The 24,099-nt window shown below is 70.3% G+C and carries 25 protein-coding genes, 1 tRNA gene and 1 riboswitch; of the genes, 11 read left to right on the top strand and 15 right to left on the bottom strand.

From position 1 onward, the window contains the following. Nucleotides 1–19: 19 nt before the first annotated feature. Complete coding sequence (locus NYE39_RS12565; protein WP_125932757.1) at nt 20–862, bottom strand: hypothetical protein; 843 nt, start codon at nt 860–862, stop codon at nt 20–22. Nucleotides 863–902: 40 nt separating this feature from the next. On the opposite strand from NYE39_RS12565, the gene NYE39_RS12560 reads away from it, so the two are divergent. From NYE39_RS12560 to pstB, 8 genes are all read left to right on the top strand, one after another. Continuing rightward, on the top strand, nt 903–1,607 hold the full coding sequence (locus NYE39_RS12560; protein WP_072623536.1) for a response regulator transcription factor: 705 nt from the start codon (nt 903–905) through the stop codon (nt 1,605–1,607). Next, nucleotides 1,604–2,497, top strand: a complete 894-nt coding sequence (gene mshD, locus NYE39_RS12555; RefSeq protein WP_226282894.1) for a mycothiol synthase — start codon at nt 1,604–1,606, stop codon at nt 2,495–2,497. The genes NYE39_RS12560 and mshD overlap by 4 nt, the downstream gene beginning before the upstream one ends. A 5-nt stretch (nt 2,498–2,502) precedes the next feature. Further along, complete coding sequence (locus tag NYE39_RS12550; protein WP_341012882.1) at nt 2,503–4,782, top strand: RNA degradosome polyphosphate kinase; 2,280 nt, start codon at nt 2,503–2,505, stop codon at nt 4,780–4,782. A gap of 2 nt (nt 4,783–4,784) precedes the next feature. Then, the gene (locus NYE39_RS12545; RefSeq protein WP_072623534.1) at nt 4,785–5,741 is read left to right on the top strand and encodes an NUDIX hydrolase; all 957 of its coding nucleotides are present in this window, start codon (nt 4,785–4,787) and stop codon (nt 5,739–5,741) included. 194 nt (nt 5,742–5,935) lie between these two features. After that, on the top strand, nt 5,936–7,048 hold the full coding sequence (pstS, locus tag NYE39_RS12540) for a phosphate ABC transporter substrate-binding protein PstS (protein WP_205703091.1): 1,113 nt from the start codon (nt 5,936–5,938) through the stop codon (nt 7,046–7,048). A 119-nt stretch (nt 7,049–7,167) separates the two neighbouring features. Further along, nucleotides 7,168–8,127: a phosphate ABC transporter permease subunit PstC gene (gene pstC, locus NYE39_RS12535; protein WP_226282872.1), complete on the top strand. Its 960-nt coding sequence runs from the start codon at nt 7,168–7,170 to the stop codon at nt 8,125–8,127. Next, nucleotides 8,127–9,191, top strand: a complete 1,065-nt coding sequence (pstA, locus tag NYE39_RS12530) for a phosphate ABC transporter permease PstA (protein ID WP_072623532.1) — start codon at nt 8,127–8,129, stop codon at nt 9,189–9,191. The genes pstC and pstA overlap by 1 nt, the downstream gene beginning before the upstream one ends. A gap of 23 nt (nt 9,192–9,214) precedes the next feature. Further along, the gene (pstB, locus tag NYE39_RS12525; protein ID WP_072623531.1) at nt 9,215–9,994 is read left to right on the top strand and encodes a phosphate ABC transporter ATP-binding protein PstB; all 780 of its coding nucleotides are present in this window, start codon (nt 9,215–9,217) and stop codon (nt 9,992–9,994) included. 99 nt (nt 9,995–10,093) lie between these two features. On the opposite strand, the gene NYE39_RS12520 is transcribed toward pstB, so the two are convergent. The 7 genes from NYE39_RS12520 to NYE39_RS12490 form a co-directional block, all read right to left on the bottom strand. Continuing rightward, nucleotides 10,094–11,095, bottom strand: a complete 1,002-nt coding sequence (locus NYE39_RS12520) for an inorganic phosphate transporter (RefSeq protein WP_341012881.1) — start codon at nt 11,093–11,095, stop codon at nt 10,094–10,096. Between the two features lie 5 nt (nt 11,096–11,100). Further along, nucleotides 11,101–11,730 (bottom strand): DUF47 domain-containing protein, encoded by a 630-nt coding sequence (locus tag NYE39_RS12515; protein WP_341012880.1) that lies wholly within the window; start codon nt 11,728–11,730, stop codon nt 11,101–11,103. A gap of 231 nt (nt 11,731–11,961) precedes the next feature. Beyond that, a complete protein-coding gene (locus NYE39_RS12510) occupies nt 11,962–12,564 on the bottom strand; it encodes a hypothetical protein (RefSeq protein ID WP_341012879.1) in 603 nt (200 codons plus the stop codon). 2 nt (nt 12,565–12,566) lie between these two features. After that, nucleotides 12,567–13,289: an enoyl-CoA hydratase/isomerase family protein gene (locus tag NYE39_RS12505; protein WP_072623528.1), complete on the bottom strand. Its 723-nt coding sequence runs from the start codon at nt 13,287–13,289 to the stop codon at nt 12,567–12,569. Nucleotides 13,290–13,313: 24 nt separating this feature from the next. Next, on the bottom strand, nt 13,314–14,372 hold the full coding sequence (locus NYE39_RS12500; RefSeq protein ID WP_341012878.1) for an ABC transporter substrate-binding protein: 1,059 nt from the start codon (nt 14,370–14,372) through the stop codon (nt 13,314–13,316). Further along, the gene (locus tag NYE39_RS12495; protein ID WP_341012877.1) at nt 14,369–15,169 is read right to left on the bottom strand and encodes an ABC transporter ATP-binding protein; all 801 of its coding nucleotides are present in this window, start codon (nt 15,167–15,169) and stop codon (nt 14,369–14,371) included. The genes NYE39_RS12500 and NYE39_RS12495 overlap by 4 nt, the downstream gene beginning before the upstream one ends. Continuing rightward, complete coding sequence (locus tag NYE39_RS12490; protein ID WP_341012876.1) at nt 15,166–16,224, bottom strand: FecCD family ABC transporter permease; 1,059 nt, start codon at nt 16,222–16,224, stop codon at nt 15,166–15,168. The genes NYE39_RS12495 and NYE39_RS12490 overlap by 4 nt, the downstream gene beginning before the upstream one ends. Before the next feature lie 41 nt (nt 16,225–16,265). After that, nucleotides 16,266–16,443: riboswitch (cobalamin riboswitch) on the bottom strand. Nucleotides 16,444–16,514: 71 nt separating this feature from the next. Between NYE39_RS12490 and NYE39_RS12485 the strand changes: the two genes are divergently transcribed. Then, complete coding sequence (locus NYE39_RS12485) at nt 16,515–18,209, top strand: S8 family peptidase (protein WP_072623524.1); 1,695 nt, start codon at nt 16,515–16,517, stop codon at nt 18,207–18,209. Nucleotides 18,210–18,260: 51 nt separating this feature from the next. Here NYE39_RS12485 and NYE39_RS12480 read toward each other — a convergent pair whose 3' ends face one another. Both NYE39_RS12480 and NYE39_RS12475 read right to left on the bottom strand, forming a co-directional pair. After that, nucleotides 18,261–19,454, bottom strand: coding sequence for a MarP family serine protease (locus NYE39_RS12480; protein ID WP_192911339.1), 1,194 nt, complete (start codon nt 19,452–19,454; stop codon nt 18,261–18,263). Nucleotides 19,455–19,478: 24 nt separating this feature from the next. After that, nucleotides 19,479–19,551: transfer RNA gene (locus tag NYE39_RS12475), tRNA-Lys, on the bottom strand. A gap of 621 nt (nt 19,552–20,172) precedes the next feature. On the opposite strand from NYE39_RS12475, the gene NYE39_RS12470 reads away from it, so the two are divergent. Beyond that, nucleotides 20,173–20,388 carry a hypervirulence associated TUDOR domain-containing protein gene (locus tag NYE39_RS12470; protein WP_072623522.1) on the top strand — a complete coding sequence of 72 codons (216 nt, stop codon included), beginning with the start codon at nt 20,173–20,175 and terminating at the stop codon, nt 20,386–20,388. Beyond that, the gene (locus tag NYE39_RS12465; protein ID WP_027588059.1) at nt 20,381–20,917 is read left to right on the top strand and encodes a DUF488 domain-containing protein; all 537 of its coding nucleotides are present in this window, start codon (nt 20,381–20,383) and stop codon (nt 20,915–20,917) included. The genes NYE39_RS12470 and NYE39_RS12465 overlap by 8 nt, the downstream gene beginning before the upstream one ends. Nucleotides 20,918–21,173: 256 nt before the next feature. On the opposite strand, the gene NYE39_RS12460 is transcribed toward NYE39_RS12465, so the two are convergent. The 5 genes from NYE39_RS12460 to NYE39_RS12440 all read right to left on the bottom strand — a co-directional run bounded on the left by NYE39_RS12460 (nt 21,174) and on the right by NYE39_RS12440 (nt 24,089). Beyond that, nucleotides 21,174–21,629, bottom strand: coding sequence for a hypothetical protein (locus NYE39_RS12460; RefSeq protein ID WP_341012875.1), 456 nt, complete (start codon nt 21,627–21,629; stop codon nt 21,174–21,176). After that, nucleotides 21,629–22,231, bottom strand: coding sequence for a winged helix-turn-helix domain-containing protein (locus NYE39_RS12455; protein WP_341012874.1), 603 nt, complete (start codon nt 22,229–22,231; stop codon nt 21,629–21,631). The genes NYE39_RS12460 and NYE39_RS12455 overlap by 1 nt, the downstream gene beginning before the upstream one ends. Before the next feature lie 158 nt (nt 22,232–22,389). Next, nucleotides 22,390–22,647 (bottom strand): hypothetical protein, encoded by a 258-nt coding sequence (locus NYE39_RS12450; RefSeq protein WP_341012873.1) that lies wholly within the window; start codon nt 22,645–22,647, stop codon nt 22,390–22,392. A 29-nt stretch (nt 22,648–22,676) separates the two neighbouring features. Next, nucleotides 22,677–23,168, bottom strand: a complete 492-nt coding sequence (locus NYE39_RS12445) for a hypothetical protein (protein ID WP_341012872.1) — start codon at nt 23,166–23,168, stop codon at nt 22,677–22,679. Between the two features lie 312 nt (nt 23,169–23,480). Beyond that, nucleotides 23,481–24,089, bottom strand: a complete 609-nt coding sequence (locus tag NYE39_RS12440; protein ID WP_341012871.1) for a TlpA family protein disulfide reductase — start codon at nt 24,087–24,089, stop codon at nt 23,481–23,483. Nucleotides 24,090–24,099 lie beyond the last annotated feature (10 nt).

The following is a 24,099-nucleotide window of genomic DNA, read 5'->3' as shown; positions in this document are numbered from 1 at the left end:
CGGACCCGCCCGCGACCGGTCAGGCGAGCGGCAGCCTGGCGACGAGGTGGACGAGCGGGCCGGCGATGAGCACGGACGCCGCCCCCGCGGCGATGGCACCGGGCAGCGACTCGATCGCGCGCTGCTGCGACAGGGCCCGGCGCAGGGCCGCGGCCGAGCCCGCGGCGATGACGCCGAGCAGGGCCGACCACGCGGACACCGAGCCGGAGAGCAGCAGGTGGGCCAGCAGGCCGGCGAGGCCACCGGCGAGCATCGCCGCCGGGATCATCCAGGCGCTCGTGCCGGGACGCTCCAGCACGAGATCGGTCAGGGCCGCGACGGCCAGGCTGACGCCGACGATGACGACGGGGCCGTGGTTGTCGGCGTAGACGGTGCTCGTGAGCAGTCCTCCACCACCGATGAGCAGGATGCCCAGGGAGGTGCCGGCCAGCGCACGGGCCAGCTGCACGCGAGCCGGTGCCTGCAGCAGCGGGTGCAGGCACATGGCGATGATGCCGACCGCGAGCGCGGCGGGCACGTGCTCGAGGTAGGGCTCCTCGTCCTGGAGCGCGAGCGCCCCGCCCAGCGAGACGGCGGTGAGGCCGAGGACGACCGTGGTGCCCAGCGGGGTGCGTGAGTCGACGAGCGCCGGCCAACCCACGGCGAGGAGCAGCCCCGCGACGGTGACGGCGACGACCTCGACGAAGCGGTCGCCGGTCGCGGCCGCGGCGGCGAGGAGCAGTGCGGTGACGACGGTCGCGGCCGCGACGACGACGCGCGGGCGGGCCGCCGGAGCCTGGGGATCCGCAGCGGCCCGGCCGCCGGCGCGCAGGGCACGTCGGGCGGCTCGGGTCTCGGGTTCGGCAGGTACGGGCGTGGTCACCCGGCGAGGGTAGCGGGCTCGCCACATACTGTGTCCCGTGATGGCCCGACTCCTGCTCCTCACAGACGACCTGGCGCCGAGCGCCGAGGTCCTTCCAGCCTTGGGGCTGCTCGGTCATCAGGTGCGCACCCTCCCGGCCGAGGCCTCGGCCATCGTCGACGCCCCTGCCGTCGACGTCGTCCTCGTCGACGCGCGCACCGAGCTGGTCCAGGCCCGCTCGCTGTGCCGGGTCATCCGCACCGCCGGCACCACGGCCCCGGTCATCGCGATCCTCACCGAGGGCGGCCTCACCGCGGTCAACGCCGAGTGGGCGGTCGAGGACATCCTCCTCGAGGGCGCGGGCCCGGCCGAGGTCGAGGCGCGGCTGCGCCTGGTGATGACCCGGTCCGATGCCGACGACGAGGACACCGACGAGCGGATCGTCGCCGGGGACCTGACGATCGACGAGGGCACCTACTCCGCCCGGCTGGGGGACCGACTCCTCGACCTGACCTACAAGGAGTTCGAGCTGCTCAAGCACCTCGCGCAGCACCCCGGCCGGGTCTTCACCCGGGCCCAGTTGCTCCAGGAGGTCTGGGGCTACGACTACTACGGCGGCACCCGCACCGTCGACGTGCACGTGCGGCGCCTGCGGGCCAAGCTCGGCAGCGAGCACGAGCAGCTCATCGGCACGATCCGCAACGTCGGCTACCGGTTCGTGCCGGCACACGACGACCAGACCGACCACGAGGCGGTGTCCCTGTGACCGTGACCATCACCCCCTTCGACGTCCTCGAGCCGAGCATGCTCGAGCAGGTGCGCACCGCAGCCGCGGCCGCCGCCGAGGTCGACGGCGTCGAGCCGCTCAGCGAGGCCTTCGTCCTCGCACTGCCCCGGGCGGGTGACCACGTCGTCGCCACCGACGGCGACCGGCTCCTCGGCTACGCGGCGTGCGCCGACGACGGGTCCGTCGAGGCCTTCGTCGACCCCCGTGATCGGGCGAAGGGGGTCGGCGCGGCTCTGCTGACGAGCGTCCTGGAGCGCCGACCCGACGCCCGGCCGTGGGCGCACGGGGACCTGCCGGCCTCCCGCGCGCTGGCCGAGAGCCTCGGCCTGCACGTCGTGCGCCGGCTGCTCGTGCTCTCCCGCGCGGTGCGCCCGGGCGACGAGGTCGACCCGACGCTGCCGGAGGGGCTGCGGCACCGCACCTTCCGACCGGGGCAGGACGAGGCGGCGCTGCTCGCCGTCAACGCTGCGGCCTTCGTCGACCACCCCGAGCAGGGGGCCCTCGACGAGGCAGGTCTGGCCGAGCGCGCGGCCCAGCCGTGGTTCGACCCCGAGGGCGTGATCCTCCTCGAGGACGGCGACCCGAGCCGGCTCGCCGGCTTCCACTGGACCAAGATCGACCCGCCGGGCGGCGACCTCGGCGAGGTCTACGTCGTCGGGGTGCACCCCGACTGCCAGGGGCACGGCATCGCCGGGCCGCTCACCGGCCTGGGGCTGGCCCACCTCGCCCGCCGCGGGGTGCGCGAGGTCGAGCTCTACGTCGAGGGCGACAATGCACCGGCGCTGGCCACCTACGGCCGGGCGGGCTTCGAGCGCAAGGCGCTCCACGTGATGTATTCACGCGAGGTTCACCCCCCGATGGCAGGATGAGCGACATGTCGGATGCCTCCGCCCCAGCCCCACGGCCGGCCGTGCGCACCCCGCGGCCCAGCGCGGCCACCGGGGACGTCTCGATCAGCTCCTCGGCGCCCGACGCGACGCCCGAGCTGCGCCCCCGCGCGGCCAACGGCCGCTTCACCCGGGCCGGCTCCTACGAGGACGTCGCGGCACCCGACCTGCCGGTCGACCGCTTCCTCGACCGCGAGATCAGCTGGCTGCAGTTCAACGAGCGGGTCCTGCAGCTGGCCGCCGACGAGAGCGTCCCGCTGCTCGAGCGCGCCCGGTTCCTCGCGATCTTCACGAGCAACCTCGACGAGTTCTTCATGGTGCGGGTCGCCGGCCTCAAGCGCCGCATCGCCACCGGCATCGCGGTGCGCAGCCCCTCCGGGCTGGAGCCGCGCGAGGTGCTCGAGCAGATCGCCCGCATCGCCCACGACCTGACCCTCATGCAGACCCGCATCTTCGACGAGAGCGTGCGCCCCGCCCTCGCCGAGGAGGGCATCAACATCGTGCGCTGGAGCGAGATCGAGCAGGCCGAGCAGGACCGCCTGGGTGAGCTCTTCCGCGACCAGATATACCCGGTACTCACCCCGCTCGCCGTCGACCCGGCCCACCCCTTCCCCTACATCTCCGGCCTCTCGCTCAACCTCGCGGTGATCCTCATCAACCCCAAGACGGGCAAGGAGCACTTCGCGCGGATCAAGATGCCGCCTTCGCTCCCGCGCTTCCTCAAGGTGCGCCGCGCCCAGGCGTCGGTGACCTCCGACCTCTTCGAGGCGCGCTTCGTGCCGCTCGAGCACGTCATCGCCGCGCACCTGCACCACCTCTTCCCCGGCATGGAGGTCCACGAGCACTACTCCTTCCGGGTCACCCGCAACGAGGACCTCGAGGTCGAGGAGGACGACGCCGAAAATCTCCTCGCCGCGCTGGAGAAGGAGCTGACCCGACGGCGCTTCGGCCCGCCGGTGCGCCTGGAGGTCGAGGAGGACCTCGACGACCACGTCATGGAGCTGCTGAGCCGCGAGCTCGGGATCTCCGCCGACGAGGTCTACCGGCTGCCCGCCCCGCTCGACCTGCGGGGGCTCAACGAGATCGCCGACCTCGACCGCACCGACCTGCACTTCCCTCCCTTCGTCGCCCGGACCAATGCCGACCTGGCGCCGGCGGAGTCCGCCAAGGCCGCCAACCTCATCGGACGGATCGCCCGTCAGGACGTGCTACTGCAGCACCCCTACGACTCCTTCTCGACGTCGGTGCAGGCCTTCATCGAGCAAGCGGCCGCCGACCCGCACGTCCTGGCGATCAAGCAGACGCTCTACCGCACCAGCGGCGACAGCCCGATCGTCGACGCGCTCATCGACGCCGCGGAGGCGGGCAAGCAGGTGCTCGCCGTCGTCGAGATCAAGGCGCGCTTCGACGAGCAGGCCAACATCGAGTGGGCCCGCAAGCTCGAGCACGCGGGCGTCCACGTCGTCTACGGCATCGTCGGTCTCAAGACCCACTGCAAGCTCGCCCTCGTCGTGCGGCAGGAGCCCGACGGGGTCAAGCGCTACTGCCACGTCGGCACGGGCAACTACAACCCCAAGACGGCCCGGCTCTACGAGGACATGGGCATCCTCACCTCCGACCCCGAGGTCGGCGAGGACCTCACCCGGCTGTTCAACCAGCTGTCCGGCGTCGCGCCGCGCAGCAAGTTCAAGCGGCTGCTCGTCGCGCCCCGGCACATCCGCGACGGTCTCGTCGAGCGGGTCGAGCGCCAGGTCGAGCGCCAGCAACGCACGGGCGACGGCTACGTCGCGGTCAAGGTCAACTCCCTCGTCGACGAGGGGACGATCGACGCGCTCTACCGAGCGAGCCAGGCGGGGGTGCGGGTCGACGTCTGGGTCCGCGGCATCTGCGCGATCCGGCCGGGTGTCCCCGGCCTGAGCGAGACGATCCGCGTCCACTCCGTCCTCGGCCGCTTCCTCGAGCACTCCCGGATCTTCCTCTTCGGCACCGGCGCCGACCGCGAGGCCTGGATCGGCTCCGCCGACCTCATGCACCGCAACCTCGACCGGCGGGTCGAGGCTCTCGTGCGGATCAAGGAACCCCGCCACATCGACCAGGTCTTCGACCTCGTCGAGCGGGGCATGTCCGGCGACTACGCCCACTGGAGCCTCGACGGCGACGGCCGCTGGACGCGAGTGCACCAGGGTGCCGACGGCGCCCCGCTGCCCGACATCCAGGCCGCCCTAATCGCCATGCACGCCAAGCGTCGCCGCAAGGCACGGCGCTGACGATGGCCACCGTCCTGGCCGCGGGGACCCTGCCATGGCGTCGTCGCCGAGGACGCCTGCAGATCGCCCTCGTCCACCGGCCCCGCTACGACGACTGGTCATGGGCCAAGGGCAAGCTCGACCCCGGCGAGACCTTCCCCGTCGCCGCAGCGCGGGAGACCCTCGAGGAGACCGGGCTCCGCGTGCGGCTCGGGCACCCGCTGCCGACGACGACCTACACCGTCGCCTCGAAGTCGGGCCCGGCGGTCAAGGAGGTGCGCTACTGGGCCGCCGAGGTGACCGGCGGTGACGGCGGCCTCGTCCACGAGGTCGACGAGGTGGCCTGGCTCGAGGCCGGCGAGGCCCTCTCGCGGCTGACCTACCCCCACGACGTCGCCCAGGTCGAGGCGCTCATGGCCGCCGACGCCCGGGGCACCCTCTCGACCTGGCCCCTGGCCGTCGTGCGCCACGCCAGGGCCCACCCCCGGTCCTCGTGGACCGATGACGACTGGCTGCGCCCCCTCGACGACCGGGGCCGTGAGCAGGCGGCCGACCTGGCGCCCCTGCTCGCCGGCTACGGCATCGAGCGCCTCGTGAGCAGCCCCTCAACGCGCGCCACCGACACCCTCGCCCCCTACGCCACCGCGAGCGGCGAGCGGCTGCGGCTCAAGCCCGGCCTGTCGGAGGAGGGCCATGCCGCCGACCCGGCGAAGGCCCGCCACCACCTCGGCCGCCTGCTCGAGCGCGGCGTGCCCGCTGCCCTGTGCAGCCACGGACCGGTCCTGCCGGACCTCGTCGCCCTGCTCCTCGAGCGCAGCGACCCCTCCCTCGCCCCGGGCCTCGTCGGCCGGTCGGTCATCGAGGACGCCCTGACGACCGGCCTGGCGAAGGGGGAGGTGTTGCTCGTGCACGTCGTCGGCACGGGCGACGAGGCCCGGATCATCGCGGCCGAGCGACACCACCCGCGCGACCGCGGCTGACGCGCGCGTTACCCCGCCCAGCCGCACTTCGCGACCCGACCACGCACTGTGCAGCCGTGATTCACCGACTGTTCACCGATCGCGACCCGTCCGGTCACCAGACGTGCCTACCTTCGATGAGTACGACCACGGCGGTCGCGACGGACTGCCGTCGCGGAGCACGTGGCCAACCCCTGTAGAGAGGTTCGACAGACGTGATCCGTTCCACCCGCAGCCGCAAGGCCCTGACCGCCACCGCTGCTCTTGCCCTGACCTTCACCATGGCCGCCTGCGGCGCCGGCAACGAGGGCGGCGACTCCTCGTCCGGCGAGGGCGGCGACGCCTCGTCCGCTGCCGGCACCATCAAGGGTGCTGGCGCCAGCTCGATGGAGAAGGCCCAGAACGAGTGGATTGCCAAGTTCACCGAGGAGGCTCCTGACGCCACCGTCGAGTACGCCCCCGACGGCTCGGGCACCGGCCGCGAGAAGTTCATCAACGGCGCCGTGAACTTCGCCGGCACCGACTCCGCGATGGACGACGAGGAGATCGCCTCGGCCAAGGAGAAGGGCTGCACCGGCGAGACGATCCAGTTCCCGGTCTACGTCTCCCCGATCGCCGTCGCCTACAACCTCAAGGACGTCGAGGACCTCAACCTCAGCGCCCCGGTCATCGCCGACATCTTCTCCGGCAAGATCAAGAAGTGGAACGACCCGAAGATCGCCGCTGACAACAAGGGCGTCGACCTGCCCGACACCAAGATCACGCCGGTCAACCGCTCCGACGAGTCGGGCACCTCCAAGAACTTCTCCGCCTACCTCTCCGAGGCCGCTGCGGACAACTGGAAGCACGAGCCCGAGGACGTCTGGCCGATCAAGGGTGGAGAGGCCGCCAAGGGCACCTCCGGTGTCGTCGACACCATCGGCGCCGGCGAGGGCAACATCGGCTACGCCGACGCCTCCCAGATCGGTGACCTCAAGGCCGCCAAGATCAAGGCCGGCGACGAGTTCATCGAGTACAGCCCCGATGCCGCCGCCAAGATCCTCGAAAGCGCCAAGCGCGTCGACGAGAGCAGCAAGACCAACTACGCCGTCGAGCTCGACCGCGGCAACGCTGGCGAGGGCGTCTACCCGGTCGTCCTGGTCTCCTACGCCGTCGCCTGCAGCGACTACGAGGACAAGGAGGTCGCCAACACGGTGAAGTCCTACCTCGAGTACGCGGTGTCCGAGGACGGCCAGAAGGCCTCCGCCGAGGCGGCCGGCTCGGCCCCGCTCAGCGAGGCCGCGACCAAGAACGCGACCGACGCCCTGGGCCAGATCAAGACCGACTGACCTCAGTGACCCTCAGGGTCGATCTGATCGGCCCTGTGGCTGCAGTGCAGTCGCAGGGCCGATCGGCCTGTCGGCCCTCACTCAACTTCCCCACCCCCTGAAGGAAGCAGCAGGACACCGTGAGCAGCACCCCAGCAGTGGACTCCCCCGGACGGAGCGAGCTGAAGTCCGGACGCCGGTTCGGCGACGCGATCTTCAGCGGTCTGTCCGTCTCGGCCGGAGCCGTCATCCTCCTCGTCCTCGTGGGGGTGACCTTCTTCCTCTTCTTCGGGGCCAAGGACGCCCTCGTGGCCGATCCCTCCGAGGTCCGTGGACAGGAGGGCCTGCTCGCCTACGTCGGGCCGCTGATCTTCGGCACCCTGCTCTCCTCGATCATCGCGCTGATCATCGCGGTGCCCCTGTCGATCGGCATCGCGCTCTTCATCAGCCACTACGCACCGCGTCGCCTCGCGGCGGGCCTGGGCTACGTCGTCGACCTGCTCGCGGCCGTGCCCTCGATCATCTTCGGCCTGTGGGGCTTCCAGATCGCGCAGAGCGCGGTCCCGTCCTTCGAGTTCCTCCACGAGCACCTGGGCTTCATCCCGCTCTTCGGTGGCGAGTCGGTCACGACGACCGGACGCACGATGCTGATGATCGGCATCGTCCTGGCGATCATGATCCTGCCGATCATGACGGCCGTGAACCGCGAGGTCTTCCTGCAGACCCCGCGCCTGCACGAGGAGGCCTCGCTGGCCCTCGGCGCCACCCGCTGGGAGATGATCCGCCAGACGGTCATCCCCTTCGGCAAGTCCGGTGTCGTCTCCGGGTCCATGCTCGGCCTGGGCCGCGCCCTCGGCGAGACGATGGCCGTCGCGATCATCCTCTCCTCGAGCGGCGGCGGCTACTCCTGGGAGCTGCTGACGCCCAACACCCCCGGCACCATCGCCGGTGACATCGCGCTGAACTTCCCCGAGTCCTTCGGTGTCGAGCGCAGCACCCTCTTCGTCTCGGGTCTGGCGCTGTTCATCGTCACCTTCCTCGTCAACATGTTCGCCCGGTGGATCATCTCCCGCCGATCCGAGTTCTCTGGAGCCAACTGATGACCGCCACCACCCACGACGACGTCCAGGCGGAGGGCCGCCTGGGCCAGCCCGCCCGGCTGGTGATCCTCGCCGGTGCGGCCGTCGCCGCCATCGCACTGCTGGCCGTGGTCGGCGGCCTGAGCCCGCTCACCGTCATCCTCGTCGGCGCGCTCTTCTACTGCATCGCCATCTACCTCGTCTCGCGCAGCATCGAGGGCTCCCGGCACGCCATGGACCGTCTGGTCACGGGCGTCGTCACGACGACCTTCCTGCTCGCCATGGTGCCGCTCGTCTCGGTGCTGTGGACGATCCTGTCCAAGGGCTTCGCCCGCTTCGACGTCGAGTTCTTCACCTACTCGATGCGCGGCGTGGCCGCCGGCGACACCGGCGGCGCCTACCACGCGATCATGGGCACGCTCATCACGACCGGGATCGCGACGCTCATCTCCGTACCGATCGGCCTCTTCGCCGCGATCTACCTCGTCGAGTACGGCAACAAGGGCCCGATGGCCCGGGGCCTGACCTTCTTCGTCGACGTCATGACCGGCATCCCGTCGATCGTCGCCGGCCTCTTCGCCATCGGCTTCTTCACGATGATCCTCGACGACGAGGCCTACCAGGCCGGGATCGTCGGCGCCGTCGCCCTGTCGGTGCTGATGATCCCGACCGTGGTGCGCTCCAGCGAGGAGATGCTGCGGCTGGTGCCCAACGAGCTGCGCGAGGCCAGCTACGCCCTCGGCGTCTCCAAGTGGCTGACGATCGTCAAGGTCGTCCTGCCCACCGCCATCGCCGGGCTCGCGACGGGCATCACCCTGGCCATCGCCCGCGTCATGGGTGAGACCGCTCCCCTGCTCATCACGATGGGTGCGGCCAAGGCCGTGAACTTCAACCCCTTCGACGGCTCGATGTCCGCCCTGCCGCTCTTCGCGTACAGCTCCTACGCCAACAACGGCAGCGACCCGACCGGTGGCCTGCTCGACGCCGCCTGGACCGCAGCGCTGGTCCTCATGGTGATCGTCATGGTCCTCAACATCGTCGCCCGGCTCATCTCCAAGTTCTTCGCCCCCAAGACCGGTCGCTGACGCGACAGACAAGGAACCACGACGTGTCCAAGCGCATCGACGTCAAGAACCTCGACATCTACTACGGCGACTTCCTCGCCGTGAAGGACGTCTCCGTCACCATCGAGCCCCGGTCGGTCACCGCCCTCATCGGCCCCTCGGGCTGCGGCAAGTCGACCTTCCTCCGCTCGCTCAACCGCATGCACGAGGTCATCCCGGGCGCCCACGTCCAGGGCGAGGTCGTCATCGACGGGGAGAACCTCTACGGCAAGGGTGTCGACCCGGTCATGGTCCGCCGCAAGGTCGGCATGGTCTTCCAGAAGCCCAACCCCTTTCCCACCATGTCCATCCGCGAGAACGTCCTCGCCGGCGTCAAGCTCAACAACAAGCGGATCAAGAAGTCCGACGCCGACGAGCTGGTCGAGACCAGCCTGCGCGGCGCCAACCTGTGGAACGAGGTCAAGGACCGCCTCGACAAGCCCGGCTCGGGCCTCTCGGGTGGTCAGCAGCAGCGGCTGTGCATCGCCCGCACCATCGCGGTCCGGCCCGAGGTCGTCCTCATGGACGAGCCGTGCTCGGCCCTCGACCCGATCTCCACGCTCGCCGTCGAGGACCTCATCGCCGAGCTCAAGGAGAACTACACGATCGTCATCGTGACCCACAACATGCAGCAGGCGGCCCGGTGCTCGGACCGGACCGGCTTCTTCAACATCGAGGGCACCGGCAAGCCCGGACAGCTCGTGGAGTTCGACGACACCCAGAAGATCTTCAACAACCCGAGCGAGAAGGCGACCGAGGACTACATCTCCGGCCGTTTCGGGTGACAGACCTCCCCTTCGTCGGGGAGCGAAGGGGGCAACGGCGAGGCCGGCGGATCCGACAGGGGGATCCGCCGGCCTTCGTCGTCCCGGGAGGGTGGGGTCTCAGACGCCGGTGAGGGGCCGCAGGACCCACATGAAGAGGACGGCGGTCAGGCCCGCACCGGGGAAGGTGAAGATCCACGCACCGACGATGTTCTTGGCCACGCCCCAGCGGACCGCCTTGAGCGATCGGGTGGAGCCGACGCCCATGATGGCTGCGGTGATTGCGTGCGTCGTCGAGATCGGGGCCTTGAGCATCGTCGCGACGTAGAGGATCGAGGCGGCGGTCAGCTCGGCCGCGAAGCCCTGCGGCGGGTCCAGGTGGATGATGCCGCGCCCGAGGGTGCGCATGATCCGCCAGCCGCCGGAGTAGGTGCCCATCGAGATGACGACGGCCGACATGACGAGGACCCACATCGGGATGTGGTGGTCGTCGGAGGACTGGTAGCCCGAGACCGTCAGGGCCAGGACGACGACTCCCGCGGTCTTGGCGGCGTCCTGCATGCCGTGGCAGAAGGCCATGGCGGCCGCCGAGGCGGTCTGCGCCATGCGGAAGCCGCGCTTGGTCCGGCCGGGGTTGGAGTCACGGAAGATCCGCAGGATGAGCTTCATGACGAGGTAGCCGACGAAGATGCCGACGATCGGCGAGACGACCATCGGCACGACGACCTTCTCGAGGATGCCCGTCCACTTCACCGTCGCGCCGGCCGCCAGCGCCGCCCCGCCCAGACCGCCGATCAGGGCGTGCGAGGACGAGGACGGCAGACCGAACCACCAGGTGAGCAGGTTCCACCCGATGGCGCCGAGCAGGGCCGCGGCGCACAGGACGAGACCGAGGTGGCCGTCGGGCGCCTCGATGATGCCCTTGCCGACCGTCTCGGCGACCTTGGCACCGAAGAAGGCACCGACGAGGTTGGCCACGGCCGCCATGAGGAGCGCCGCCCGCGGCGTCAGGGCGCGGGTCGAGACCGACGTGGCGATCGCATTGGCCGCGTCGTGGAAGCCGTTGGTGTAGTTGAAGCCCATCGCCAGGAGGGTGACGACGGCCACGGGGAGCCACTCCACGAGGGTCAGGACTCCTTGATGGCGATGCTCTCGACGCGGTGCGCGACACCCTCGAAGGCGTCGGCCCCCTGCTCGAGGCGCTCGATGATGTCCTTGTGCTTGATGACCTCGATCGGGTCGGTCACCGCCCCGTCGAAGAGGTCACCGAGGAGGGTGCGGTAGATGACGTCGCCCTCGTTCTCCAGCCGGTTGATCTCGACCCAGTACTCGGGCAGGGACTTCATGCCGGCCAGCCGGGGCATCGCGTCGGCGGTCAGCTCGGCCATGCGCACGATGACGTCCATCTGCCGGGTGACGTCGGGCATCAGCCCCTCCATCCGGTAGAGGACGATGTGCTGCCCGACCGACTCGAGGATGTCGGTGCAGTCGTCGAGGGCCGCCGCCAGCTCGAGGATGTCGACGTGGTCGAAGGGGGTGACGAAGCTCGAGTTGACCTTGTGGATGATCGCGTGGGTCGCCTCGTCGGCCTCGTGCTCGATGTCCTTGAGCCGCGGGAGCATCTCGGCACGATCGGCCGGCGGTGCGGCGATGAGCTGGGTGAGGAGCTCGGCAGCGGTCACCGCATGGCCGGCGCTGTCGGCGAGGAGCTGGAAGAAGGCGTCGTCCCGGGCAGAAGCCGGTCTGAAGAAGGCCACGGTGTGGGTCTCCGGATCAGGGGATGGAGTCAGTGGTCGGTGCACAGCCTAGAACCGACTCGCCACCTGTGCGTCATCGGGAGTTCACACGGCACCGTGGGGAGTGCGCCGGGTCGGGAGCGCCTCACGGCGCACGGCCGCTCGTAGCGGCGAATTTTGGGACCCGGGGCTACCGCGACCCGGCGCACCGACACAGCGTAACGGCGATGAAGGTCACGATGTTCCCGCGGCTCAGTCCAGGCTGCCGACGCGCCACAGCCGGGCGCTCGCCTCGAGGTCCTCGGCGGTGCCCACCATGGCCGCCGCGGCGGTGACGTCACCGTCGTCGAGGCTCGCCCGACCGGTGGCCACGACGCGGCAGAAGGCCGCGGCGCGCTCAAGCGCCACGGCGAGGTCGCCGTCGAAGATGCCTCCGAGGATCCGGTCGGACAGGTCGCGCACCTCGTCGGCACCCGGTGGGTCGACGACGCCGGCGATCGCGTGGTTGACCTGCGCCACGGCCATGCCGGCCGCGTACTCGCGCGCCGCCACCTCGGGCCCGCGCTGGATCCAGGCGCGCAGCACGTAGACCCGCCACAGTGCGCCGGGCAGCGAGCGGGCCGGGCGGTCGGCCCACAGCTGGGCCAGGGTGTCGATGCCGACGTCCTCGACGAGGCGCACGAGGCGCGCGGTCGTCTCCGGCGAGGCACCGCCGCGTCCGGCCTCGACGACCGTCTGCGCCGCTGCGTGGGCCGCGGCGGCCGTCTCGGCGGGGTCGGGCAGGGTGCCGCCGTGCGCCTCCATGGCGTCGGGACCGAAGTGGAGCGGCCGGCGGGGACGGCCCGGCTCGCCCACGGTCAGGCCCGGTTGCGGTTGAGCAGGGCGCGCACGAGGGTCACGGCCTCGGACTGCGAGAGCTCGGTGCGTGAGGTCTCCCAGGACGCGTGCAGCAGGCGACGCATCTCGGAGTTGGCCCACAGGTGCTTGCCGCCGAGGTTGTCGGCGGCGTCCTCGAGCGCGGCCGGCACGTCGCCCTCGGGCGCGAGCTCGGCGATGCCCCAGTCGTCGGCGGTCGCCGCGTCGAGGGTGCGTCCACCGAGGCCGAAACTCAGAGCGCGCTGCTGCCCGATGGCCCGGGGCAGCAGCCAGGCCAGGCCCGGGTCGGGCGCACCGGTGCCGCCCTTGGGGGCGACGCAGAAGGTCGCGTCGTCGGCGCAGAAGGCGAGGTCACCGGCGAGGACGAGGCCCAGACCGGACCCCATGGCGCGGCCGTGGACACCCACGAGGACGAGCTTGCTCGAGGAGTTGAGCAGGGCGAAGAGCTCCTCGAGGGCGGCAGCGAGCTCGAAGACCGCGGTCGTCGGGTCGTCCGCCGACTCGGCATCGCTCGTGTCGGACCCCAGGCAGAAGTCCGCGCCGTTGGCCGTGAGCGTCATGATGTCGACATAGGGGTCCCCGAGCGCCCGCTCGACGGCCTCGCGCAGGGCGCGGGCCATCTCGAGGTCGAGCGCGTTGCCGGCCTCGGGCCGGTCGAGGACGATGCGGGCAAGGCGGTCGGATGCTTCGTACGTGACTCCCACACCATGCACCTTAGTCACCACGGCTCAGTTCTTCGATGCCCTCGGCACGAGGTCGTGCTCGGGCTCGATGTCGCTGGCGGGCACGAGACCGTGCTCCTCGAGGGCCTTGCGCAGCTGCTCGGCGGAGTTGATGTTGAGCGGGCTGCTCGTCCACGCCGGGATCGGCAGGTTGAGGAAGCGCTCCTCCGTGACCGCCGGCAGGTCCTTGGTCGCCGGGTTGCTCTTGAGCACCTCGACCTTGTCCTCGAAGCTCTGCCCGTCGTAGTCGACGAAGGCGAAGAAGTCCGGGTCGGAGGAGACGAGCTGCTCCCACGAGACCTCGGTCCAGGTGTCCTCGACCTCGGCCGTGGCATTGCGCGCTCCCGCGGCCTCGATGATCGCCTGCGGGCCCCCGAAGGAGCCGGAGGTGAAGATCTGCTTGGTGCCGGAGTCGAAGACGAAGACCGTCGGGGCCTTCGTGGGCTGCGGCGCGGCCTCGAGGGCCTTGAGCCGCGCATCGATGTCGGCGTTGACCTCCTCGGCCTCCTCCTCGTGGCCGGTGATCTTGCCGAGGTTGTCGATGTCGGCCGACAGCGCCTCCCACGGCGCCATCGTCCCCCGCTTGCCGTCGGCCTGGCGGCAGCTCTCGGACAGGACGTACGGGGCGATGCCGCGCTGCTCGAGCAGGTCAGGGGTGAGGTTCTTCTCCTCGGAGTAGCCGTAGTTCCAGCCGGCGAGCATGACGTCCGGCTTCTGCGCGATGACGTTCTCCATCGTCGGGTAGTCCTTCGTCGCCACGGGGAGTGCGTCGACGACGTCCGCGCCGTAGGCGGTGGAGAGCGCGGCCTTGGTGTCGCTCAGCCCGCTGACGCCGGCCACCTGGTCCTGTGCGCCGAGCGAGAGCACCATGGCGAGCAGGTTGCCGTCACCGCCGACGTAGATCCGCTCCGCAGGCGAAGGGAGGGTCACGTCGGTGTCGCAGTTGGAGATCGTCACCTCGCCGTCGGCGGCGGTGGTGTCGGTGCCGCTGTCACCGCCGCAGGCGGCGAGCAGGCCCGCCGCGAGGACCGCGACGGTGGCGTGGGCAGGGCGAAGGGGGATCATGCGTGGGCCTTCTGGTGGGCGGGGACGGGCGCTCCTGCGCCCACGACGAGGTGGACCCGACCGGTGGCCGGGTCGGTGAGGTGCCGCGCCTCGACGTCGAAGACCTCGCGCAGGACCTCTGGGGTGAGCACGTCGGCCGGGTGACCGACGCCGTGCAGGCGGCCGTCGTGCAGGACCGCGACGGTGTCGAAGTGGGCGGCCGCGAGCTGCAGGTCGTGCACGGCGGCGATCACGGTGCACCCGAGCGAGCGCACCGTCTCGAGCAGCTGGATCTGGTGGTGCACGTCGAGGTGGTTGGTCGGCTCGTCGAGGACGAGCAGGTCGCTGCCCTGCGCGATGCCGCGGGCGAGCATCGCCCGGCGGCGCTCGCCACCGGACAGGTGCTGGCAGGGGTGGTCGACCTTGTCCGCGAGGTCGACGTGCTCGAGGGCGGCGAGGACGAGGTGACGCTGCCCCTTCGCGTCGAGGGCCCACGGCGGCCGGTGGGGGATGCGGCCCATGGCGACCATCTCGCCGACGAGGAGGTCCTCGGGCGGTCCGTCCTCCTGCGCGACGTGGGCCAGGCGGGTCGCCCGCTGCCGCGGGGTCAGGTCGGCCATGTCGACACCGTCGACCTGCACGGTCCCGGCGACGGGGCGGCGCAGGCCGGTGAGGGCCCGCAGGAGCGTCGACTTGCCGCTGCCGTTGCGCCCGACGATCGCGAGCATCGAGCCGCGCGGCACGTCGAGATCGACGTCGGAGACGATGGTGCGCCCGCCGATCGCGGCGGCGAGCCCGTGGCAGGTCAGGTGGCTCATTCGCCGCCTCCCGAGTAGGTGTAGTGACGGCGGCCGAGCAGCAGCAGGAAGACCGGCGCCCCGACCAGACCGGTGACCACGCTGAGCGGGATCTCCTGGGGCGCCACGACGGTCCGGGCCGCGACGTCGACCCAGAGCATGAAGAGGGCGCCACCGACCGCGGCGACCGGCAGGACGACGCGGTGCCGTGCCCCGACGACGATCCGGGCCAGGTGCGGGACGACGAGACCGACGAAGCCGATGCCCCCGGACACCGCGACGAGCACGCCGACGAGCACGGAGACGAGGACGAAGAGGGCGATGCGCAGGCCCTTGACCGGCACGCCGAGCGCCGAGGCCACGTCGGCGCCGGCGGCGAGCGCGTCGAGCCACGAGTGCAGCGCGACGAGCAGGAGCGTCGCGAGCACGACGACGATGACCGACGGCAGGATCTGCTCCCACACCGAGCCGGAGAGGCTGCCGAGCAGCCAGAAGAGCACCGACTGGGTCGCCCGCGGGTCGGCGCTGAAGAAGACGAGGAAGCTCGAGACGGACGAGAAGGCGGCCGACATGACCACTCCCGTGAGCACGAGCCGAAGGGGGGTGATCCCGCCCTGGGCCATGGAGATCCCGAAGACGAGGGCGGTCGCGAGCAGCGCGCCGCCGAGGGCGCCGGCGGACAGCGCCCAGATGCCCAGACCGCTGAAGACCCCGAGGACGATGACGAGCGTGGCGCCGACGCCGGCGCCCGAGGAGACCCCGAGCAGGTAGGGGTCGGCGAGCGGGTTGCGCACGAGCGTCTGCATGCACGCACCGGCGATGGACAGCCCCGCGCCGACGACGACGGCCATGATGACGCGCGGCGCGCGCAGCTCCCAGACGATCGTGTCGTAGGTCGGGTCGCCGCCCCGGCCGCCGGCGAGCCGCGCGCGCAGCACGTCGACGACGCCGGAGACGCTGAGCGGCTCGGAGCCGAAGGCGAGCGAGACCACCGCGCTCACCGCCGTCGCCACGACGAGCGCGACGAGGAGCGGGACGGCGGGGACACGTCGTCCGCCGGGACGGTCGTGGGACACCGGGGTCTCCAGATGCATCGGGGGCCTGATCGCGAGGCCCGGTCGGATGTGACGAGCCAGCAGGTCTTCGGACTCGGGATCATCCCGACGGGGCGCCTTCCCGGGCTGGTTGCCCAGTGGCGTCGCACCCCGCCAGTCACCCTCACCGCTGCGCGACAGTCCCGGACTCGCACCGGGTTCCCTCTGCACTGGTGTGCGTCTGGCTCGCCCCCGACCCTACGGCACCGCCTGCCGCGACCTCCCTTCGCCTCCTAGACTCGGGGCACACCGCACGCACAGAGGGGACCACCATGCGCGGACGCAGGACCTGGGGTGCGCTCGTCGCGCTGACGCTGACGGTGGGCGGCTGCTCGCTCATCGAGGGCGACGACGACGCGACCTCGTCGCCCACCTCGAGCAGCGCCACGAGCCGGCCGAGCTCGACGCCGGCGCAGTCGAGCTTCGAGCTCTTCGACCCGCCGCGCGAGGGCCGCGACTGGGTGGTCCTCGTCGAGGACCCGGGCGACACCGACCGGGTCGCCGACGAGCTCGAGGCCGGCGGTCTCGCGCTCACCTCCGTCAACACCGCGGTGGGCATGGTGACCCTGCGCAGCGAGGACGACGACGTCGCCGAGCGGGCGAAGGGGGTCGACGGCGTCACCGACGCGGTGACCGACCGCAGCGCCTCCTGGACCCCCGAGCCGCCTGCCGAGCCCGACCCGGGCGACACGACTCCCGCAGCGGACCTCCCTTCGCCCCCGGACGTGCCGGAGGGTGGCGACCCCCTCGACGGCTGGCTTTGGGGCATGGAGGCGGTCAATGCGCGCGGCGCCCACGAGGTGACTCCCGGGCGCCCCGAGGTGCGCGTCGGGGTCATGGACACCGGCATCGACGCCAGCCACCCCGACCTGGCGCCCGTGCTCGACAGGGGCCTGTCCAAGAGCTTCGTCAGCGACATCCCCGACATCGACGGCGAGTGCGAGCACGAGAGCTGCATCGACCCCGTCGGCGAGGACGACGGCGGGCACGGCACCCACGTGGCCGGCACGATCGCCGCCGCGGCCAACGACCTCGGCGTCACCGGCGTGGCCCCGGGCGTGACGCTCGTCGACCTGCGGGCCGGGCAGGACGCCGGGCTCTTCTTCCTCGGCCCCACGGTCAACGCCCTGACCCACGCCGCCGACCAGCGGCTCGACGTGGTCAACATGAGCTTCTACGTCGACCCGTGGCTCTACGCCTGCGAGGGCGGGGCGCCGGGCGACAGCCCGGAGCAGGCCGCCTTCCAGGACGTCATGCTCGAGCTCGTCCACCGGTCGCTCGACCTCACCCACGAGGCCGGCGTGACCCTCGTGACCTCCGCCGGCAACGACGGCGCCGACATGGGCGACCCGAGCCGCGACAGCTCGAGCCCCAACTACGGCGGCGACCCGCGCAACCGGACCATCGACCCAAAGACCTGCGAGCGACTGCCGCTGGCCGGCGAGCACGTCATCTCGGTCGCCTCGGTGGACGAGGGCAATGTGCGCTCGACCTTCAGCAACTGGACCTCGACGCCCGACGACGGCCTCGTCGACGTCGCCGCCCCCGGCGGCGAGGAGACCTCGGGCCGCGGCGGCATCCTCTCCGCGGCCTCGCGCTCCGTGGTCACGGCCGAGGGCCTCGTCGACGCCGAGGGCCGGGTCACCGAGACCGGCGCCGACATCGTCGTGCGCAGCTGCCCCGAGTCGATCAGCGGCAACGACCCCGACCCCGACGGCCGGTGCGGCCTCTACGTCTGGAACCAGGGCACCTCGATGGCCTCGCCCCACGCCTCGGGCGTCGCCGCGCTGATCATCAGCGCCCACGGCGACCGGATGGCCCCGGACGACGTGGCCGAGCGGCTCGGCGAGAGCGCCACCGAGATCCCCTGCCCCGATGACGAAGGAAGCGTGCGTTGCGTCGGCGACGACCAGCGCAACGGTATCTTCGGCGAGGGCGTCGTCAACGCCGACCGGGCGGTGCGCTGACCCCTCCCGGTCGCTGAGGAGGTCGCGCAGCGACCGTCTCGAAGCGCTGCCTCAGCGCACGCACTCGCCCGTCCCGACCTCGGCGCTCGCCCGCAGGCCGTCCTCGACGACCGGGCGGGTCTCCTCGAGGGTGAGCACGTATCCGGTGCGCTCGTCGGTGGGTGACTTCGCGAAGACCGTGCCCACGACCTGGCCCGTCGGGGACAGGAGCGGGCCACCCGAGTTGCCCTGCTGGACCTGCGCATTGATCGAGTAGATGTCGCGGGTGACGCCGAGGGACCCGTCGATGCCGGCCCCGCGGGCCTGCAGGACGTCGCGGACCCGGCCGGCCTCGAGGTCGTAGGGGCCGCCGAGCGGGAACCCGGCGACGACGACGTCGTCGCCGTGGGCCTGCCGCTCGCCGGTGGGCAGGGCCGGCGCCTCGAGGTCGGGCACGGCGAGGACCGCGACATCGCGCTTGGGGTCGAAGGCGACGGTCGTCGCGGCATAGGAGCGCCCGGTACCGCCGACCTGGACCCGGGGTCGGTCGACGCCGGCGACGACGTGCGCATTGGTCACCACCCGCTGGTCGGCGGCCACCCACCCGCTGCCGGTCTGGGTGCGACCGCAGGCGCCGCCCGCGACCCGGACGACCGACTGGCCGGCCGCCTCGATGCCGCGCCCCTGCGTCACCCCCTCGGCCGGGGCGTCGACGGGCCGGATCTCCTCGGGCGCCACGCCCGCGAAGACGCGCGGCAGGCCGCTGTCGAGCGAGCGGTAGGCGCCCGCGACGGCACGGTCGGCCGACGCCGGCATCACGCGGTCGATGCCCTGCAGGACCCGGGAGTCGGAGACGGCCGGCGGCGTCGACGAGAGCCCGCCGACGACCGCGGACGCGGCCAGCCACACGAGCCCCGCGCCGACGACGAGGGCGCCGGCCGCGCCGAGGAGGGAGTCGGTCACGCGCACCGACCGGCTCTCGAGCCGCGATCGCCAGCGTGCCCCGATCGCGGCCCCGAGCTGCTGGCCGAGCAGCGCCGCGACGGCGGCACCGCCGACGAGGAGGGCGATCCGGGCCGCTGGGTCACCGTCGGCCGGCGACCACCGGTCGAGCAGGGGCGGCAGGCCCCAGAGGGCGAGCAGCCCACCACCGAGCAGCCCGACCAGCGCCAGCGCTCCGGCGACCAGCCCGGCGCGGTACATGCCCGCGGCGTAGAGGGCGAGCGCGAGCACCAGGACCAGGTCGAGTGCGAGGGCTGAGGTCACAGTGCGCTCCTGGGTGCAGGTGGGTGGGCCCCGTGGGACTCGAACCCACAACCTACGGATTAAAAGTCCGCAGCTCTGCCAATTGAGCTAGAGGCCCGGGGGATGGGGACTTTAGTCGGGACATCCCTGGGAACTTTCATGGGGAGAATACGCGGATGTAGGTGGTGGATCGCGACAGGGCGGCCCTTGGTCTCGCCTGGGACCGCCCTGTTGCTGCATTCCAACCGTGAAGCATCAGCTTCGCCGTGATCGGACTCCGACTGGCATCGTCAGGGATGTCTGCTCCGCTCACGCTGCAGCGACCGCATCAGAGGAGTTCCCAGCAACCAGTCCGCTGAGGTCAGGTCCGCAACTGGGGTCGCACCGAATGCCTCGGTCCGTGCTGGACATCCGTGTCTTCAGCACACTCGCACCTCGACGCCACCCGACTGAGGTCGAGGTCCCGCTTCGACACGTTCGTAAGACGATGATCCTCGAGCATCACTCTTCAGGCGGCCAGATGCGCATGCCCCGCCAGAACGTCAAGGGCAGAGGCTTGGCGATCCAGATAATCCACGCTGGAGGCATCGACAAAGCCTTCGACACGTCGGGGCGCGTAGAATTGTGACGGAGTCGACGCGTCGTCGCTGTGCTTCGCGCAGTGGGGAACGGAGCGGACTCGCCGTTGCTACCCTGCGTGGCACCGGACGAATTTCATCAGGCCACGGAGGGAACGAAGATGCCTGAAAGATTCAACATCGGTGACCACGTCACGTGGAATTCGGAGGCGGGGCACGTCTCGGGCACGGTGACCAAGGTGCACACGAAGGATTTCGACTACAAGGGCCACACTCATCGTGCGTCGGAAGACGACCCGCAGTACGAGATCAAGAGCGACAAGACCGACCACATCGCCGCCCACAAAGGCAGCGTCCTGACTCTGGTCGATGAGTGAGCCTTTCTTCACGATCGGTCACTCGACGCGAGCGCTCGACGAGTTCCTCGAACTGCTGCGTGACAGCGGGGTCGAGCTGATCGTCGATGTCCGGAAGCTCCCGGGGTCGACGCGGTATCCGCAGTTCGACCAGGACGCGCTCGCGTCGTCGCTCGAGGCGGCGGGCATCGGATACCGACGCGCCGATGGCCTGACTGGTCGCCGCCCGGTGAGCCGGGACGTGCCGTTTGCGATCAACGGCTGGTGGGAGAACCGCAGCTTCCACAACTACGCCGACCACGCATTGTCCGAAGAGTTCAAACAGGCTTTGACAGAGCTGCGGGAGCAGGGGAGCGCCCAGCGCGCGGCCGTGATGTGCTCGGAGGCGGTCTGGTGGCGGTGCCATCGGCGGATCATCGCCGATCATCTCCTCGCCCACGACGATCAGGTGCACCACATCCTCGGCGTCGATCACGTCGATCCGGCGCAACTGAGCCGCGGCGCGGTCATCGGGCCCGACGGCACGGTGACGTACCCGGCCGACGAATGACCAATGCGCCATTCGCTTCCGCACCCCGACCAGGGCTCGAAGACGCCCCGCCGATTTGGATCGCCCCGGGTTCAGTGGAGGCTGAGTTCTGCCGCCGAGGGGTTCTCGGCAAGGTCGTGCGGGTGAGCTTAGTGCAGGGTCTCGTATTCGGCTGGGGGTCGGTTGTCGCACCAGGTGTGGAGCTGGGTGTGGTTGAACCAGTCGACCCATTCGGCGGTAGCCGTGGCCCAATCGCCCGCGCCACCGATGCGGGCCCCTAGAACATGCCGAGGTTGGGCAGCAGCTTGTCCGCGTGGTCGATCATCTTGCGGGTGGCGGCGATCGCGTCGCGCAGCTCGGCGTCGGTGACCGCGACGTCCGGGGTTGAGGGGTACTCGACCTCGTTGCGTCGCCGGCGCATCCAGCCGAAGTCTCGGAAGCCGTCGCCGAACTGTGCGCGCATGGCCTCCTGCACACCCACGTGACCTCCAGAGCGAGTCGGTCGCAAGCCCTGCTGGGCGAGCAGTGCCGTGCACGCCAGCCGTGCGGCGTCGTAGACCAGAGTGAAGGCCCCTGAGGGGTCGTCGGCCGCGTTCTCGCCCGTGCGCAGTCGTGTGCGCGCCTCGTCGAGCAACCGACCGCCATCGGTCGCAGACCCCTTGATGCCTTCCAGGTCGCCCCTGGAGACCATCGCCTCGATGTCGCTCTCCCCGCGCGACCACCGCGGCGCCATCACGCCACCTGCGCCGGCTCGGCGACGTGCCCCAGGGCCACGACGTAGGGCTTGTGCCGGACGTCGTCGACGAGCGGGTCCGCCGCGTCATCTGACCAGCTGGAGACGGGACGGATCACGGGGTTGACCTCGAACCCGACCCGCTCCTCGACGCGGCCGGCGGCGTCGTAGACCGAGGCCCGGTCGACGTCGCCGAGGACCAGCACGTCGACGTCGCCAGGCTCCCCACCCGGGTCTCCGTGCCAGCGAGCGGCCCACGAGCCGTACAGCACGACTGCATCCGCGCCGAGGTCGGCGAACTCGTCCGCGACGATCTCCAGGGGTCCGTAGGTCATCGCGACCAGTTGGGTGAGCGTGGGCGTCAGTCGCCCTCGGGGGTTGGCGCGCAGCAGCGTCGCACGGCCCACGCGCCGGGAGGTGAAGACGCCGGCCTCGACCAGGCGGGCAACTTCACCCGACGCAGTGCTCTGCGGGATGCCGGCGACCTTGGCCAGTTCGGTCTGGGTGACCTCGCGGTCAGGGTGCAGCAGGACCGCAGCCAGGACCTTGCCTTGGGTGTGCGATCGCAGAATCGGCAGAAGGGGAGGGGCTTCGCTTCGCATGACTCGATGCTATCACTGGTTTATGCGTTATGTTCGCATTTTTCGCTGACGTGAACGGTTTATGCGTTTTGTTGACACCTAGGCGTCAAGCCCGTGATCGGCGAGCGGCCCGCCAGGCAACCTCCCCACCCATGAGGTCGACGTCGCCTGGGGCTGAGCTAGCCGGCGGAGGCGCTGTCAGAGACGGCGTCTGCTGCTTCGCGAATTTCCCGGGAGAGCTTGCTCAGCGTGTCGTGAGATCCGCGGTCCTCTTTTTCCCCGACCCGCTGAAACTCGCTCTTGTAGTAGTCGCTGTGCTCACCCAGGAAGTACGCGACTGCGTCGAGCGCTTCCTTGCGTTGCGCGGCGGTCAGTCCTGCCTTCGCCAATTCCTCGGAAAGATCATCGGGAGTCGGCAAAAGCTCGTAGTAACCCATGGGTGAATGCTAGCCACGCGGAAGGGTGCTCACTGCGACACCTCCAGAGTTCCCGGGTGCCACGCGATGATGTCGTCGCGGCGGACGCGAATCCACGACTCAGACGTGAGGTTGGAGGGGTGGAAGAGGAACCGTGCCCAGCCCAAGGTTATGAAGTACTCGGACGGCGATTCCTCGTCGAGGAAGGCCCTCTCCTCTTCGGAGGGCTCGACACCTGCTTCGCGGTCGTCTTGGAACTTCCGCGCCCGCTGGGCATAGTTTTTGGAGTCCCTCCCGTATGGCTCGAACGGGGGTCCTCCGTCTGCGGGGACGGGCGCGAGGTTGTGGGCGTATTGCCACTGAGGGACAGGGGTTCCGGTGACCAATCCACCTGGGGTTAGGAGAGTCACCGCGTTCTCCCCTTTCGCCACGGGTTCAGTGGCGGCGTCAACGAGTGAGATAAGGACACTGAGATACTTGTCATTCCACGCACCTCGCCCACGAGGAGTGCTGGCGCCACTGGGGGAACTGTCGTCGTTCATCTCGATCTCCAATCTTGATCGTGGCCCGCATACGCTGGCGAGGCCTACTTCCCTACTTCTGATCCTGCCGCTGTCCTGTGACAGCGCAAGGTGTGGCTGCGGAATGGCCTTCAAGCACATACAACAAGGGCTATGCCAAGTGCGCCGTGCTGAACGGCGGAACCAAGATGCGGGTGCAGGTCCAGTGCAACTCGTGGACGTCCTGGCACGAGGGAAACTGGGTATGGGGAAGTAACGTCTGGTCAACCTACGCCTGCGACCCTGGCGAGACGGTGTACAAGGTGAAGTACCAGATCGTCTGAGTCAGATGATCTAGCCCTCTCTTAAGGCGTCTCGGACCAGCCCGACCAAGGTGTTCTTGTCGATCGCGCCCAGTACGACTGCTGCGATCCGACCCTCTCGGTCCAACACGGCGGTGGAGGGTTGCGCCGCGAGTTTGCCCTGCATCTGCAAGGCGGTCTCGCCCTTCGCGTCGTAGATGGAGTCGTACGGCAGGCCCCATGACCGCGCTTGGGCTCGACCGGTGTCGAGGGATGATTCCCGGTAGTCGATGCCAATGAACTCGACGTCGGACCCCTCCTTGCGGAACTCACGATAGGCGGCGACCAAGTCTGGGGCCTCTTCGTGACAGGGTCCGCACCAGGACACCCACAGGTTCACCACAACCACGGAACCGAGGTGCTCATGAATGCCCCAGGGCCTGTCCTTGAGCGTCGTTCCGCTCAGGGTGACTGCATCGTCTCGTTCCCCAGGGGCAAGGAGGTGCAGACTGCCATCGCCCGAGATATAGCCGCGGTCTGGTTGTCTCTTGGCCTGCTCCGCGGCAGAGTTCGGATCGCTTGAGCATCCAGAGAGCAGTCCGACGACCGACGCTGCCGCGCCGAAGCACACGTGGCGTCGAGAAACGGGTGAAGTGTTCATGTCGCAGGTC

Origin of the sequence: Janibacter sp. FSL W8-0316 (assembly GCF_038004165.1) — a bacterium.
GTDB classification, from domain to species: Bacteria; Actinomycetota; Actinomycetes; order Actinomycetales; family Dermatophilaceae; genus Janibacter; species Janibacter indicus.
This window is presented reverse-complemented; position numbering and strand designations above follow the sequence as displayed.

Coding starts and splice junctions, on each gene's coding strand:
- NYE39_RS12560 (WP_072623536.1), top strand. CDS start 903: ATGGCCCGACTCCTGCTCCTCACAGACGACCTGGCGCCGAGCGCCGAG.
- NYE39_RS12550 (WP_341012882.1), top strand. CDS start 2,503: ATGTCGGATGCCTCCGCCCCAGCCCCACGGCCGGCCGTGCGCACCCCG.
- NYE39_RS12545 (WP_072623534.1), top strand. CDS start 4,785: ATGGCCACCGTCCTGGCCGCGGGGACCCTGCCATGGCGTCGTCGCCGA.
- pstA (WP_072623532.1), top strand. CDS start 8,127: ATGACCGCCACCACCCACGACGACGTCCAGGCGGAGGGCCGCCTGGGC.
- NYE39_RS12500 (WP_341012878.1), bottom strand. CDS start 14,372: ATGATCCCCCTTCGCCCTGCCCACGCCACCGTCGCGGTCCTCGCGGCG.
- NYE39_RS12495 (WP_341012877.1), bottom strand. CDS start 15,169: ATGAGCCACCTGACCTGCCACGGGCTCGCCGCCGCGATCGGCGGGCGC.
- NYE39_RS12485 (WP_072623524.1), top strand. CDS start 16,515: ATGCGCGGACGCAGGACCTGGGGTGCGCTCGTCGCGCTGACGCTGACG.
- NYE39_RS12470 (WP_072623522.1), top strand. CDS start 20,173: ATGCCTGAAAGATTCAACATCGGTGACCACGTCACGTGGAATTCGGAG.
- NYE39_RS12465 (WP_027588059.1), top strand. CDS start 20,381: ATGAGTGAGCCTTTCTTCACGATCGGTCACTCGACGCGAGCGCTCGAC.
- NYE39_RS12460 (WP_341012875.1), bottom strand. CDS start 21,629: ATGGCGCCGCGGTGGTCGCGCGGGGAGAGCGACATCGAGGCGATGGTC.
- NYE39_RS12455 (WP_341012874.1), bottom strand. CDS start 22,231: ATGCGAAGCGAAGCCCCTCCCCTTCTGCCGATTCTGCGATCGCACACC.
- NYE39_RS12450 (WP_341012873.1), bottom strand. CDS start 22,647: ATGGGTTACTACGAGCTTTTGCCGACTCCCGATGATCTTTCCGAGGAA.
- NYE39_RS12445 (WP_341012872.1), bottom strand. CDS start 23,168: ATGAACGACGACAGTTCCCCCAGTGGCGCCAGCACTCCTCGTGGGCGA.
- NYE39_RS12440 (WP_341012871.1), bottom strand. CDS start 24,089: ATGAACACTTCACCCGTTTCTCGACGCCACGTGTGCTTCGGCGCGGCA.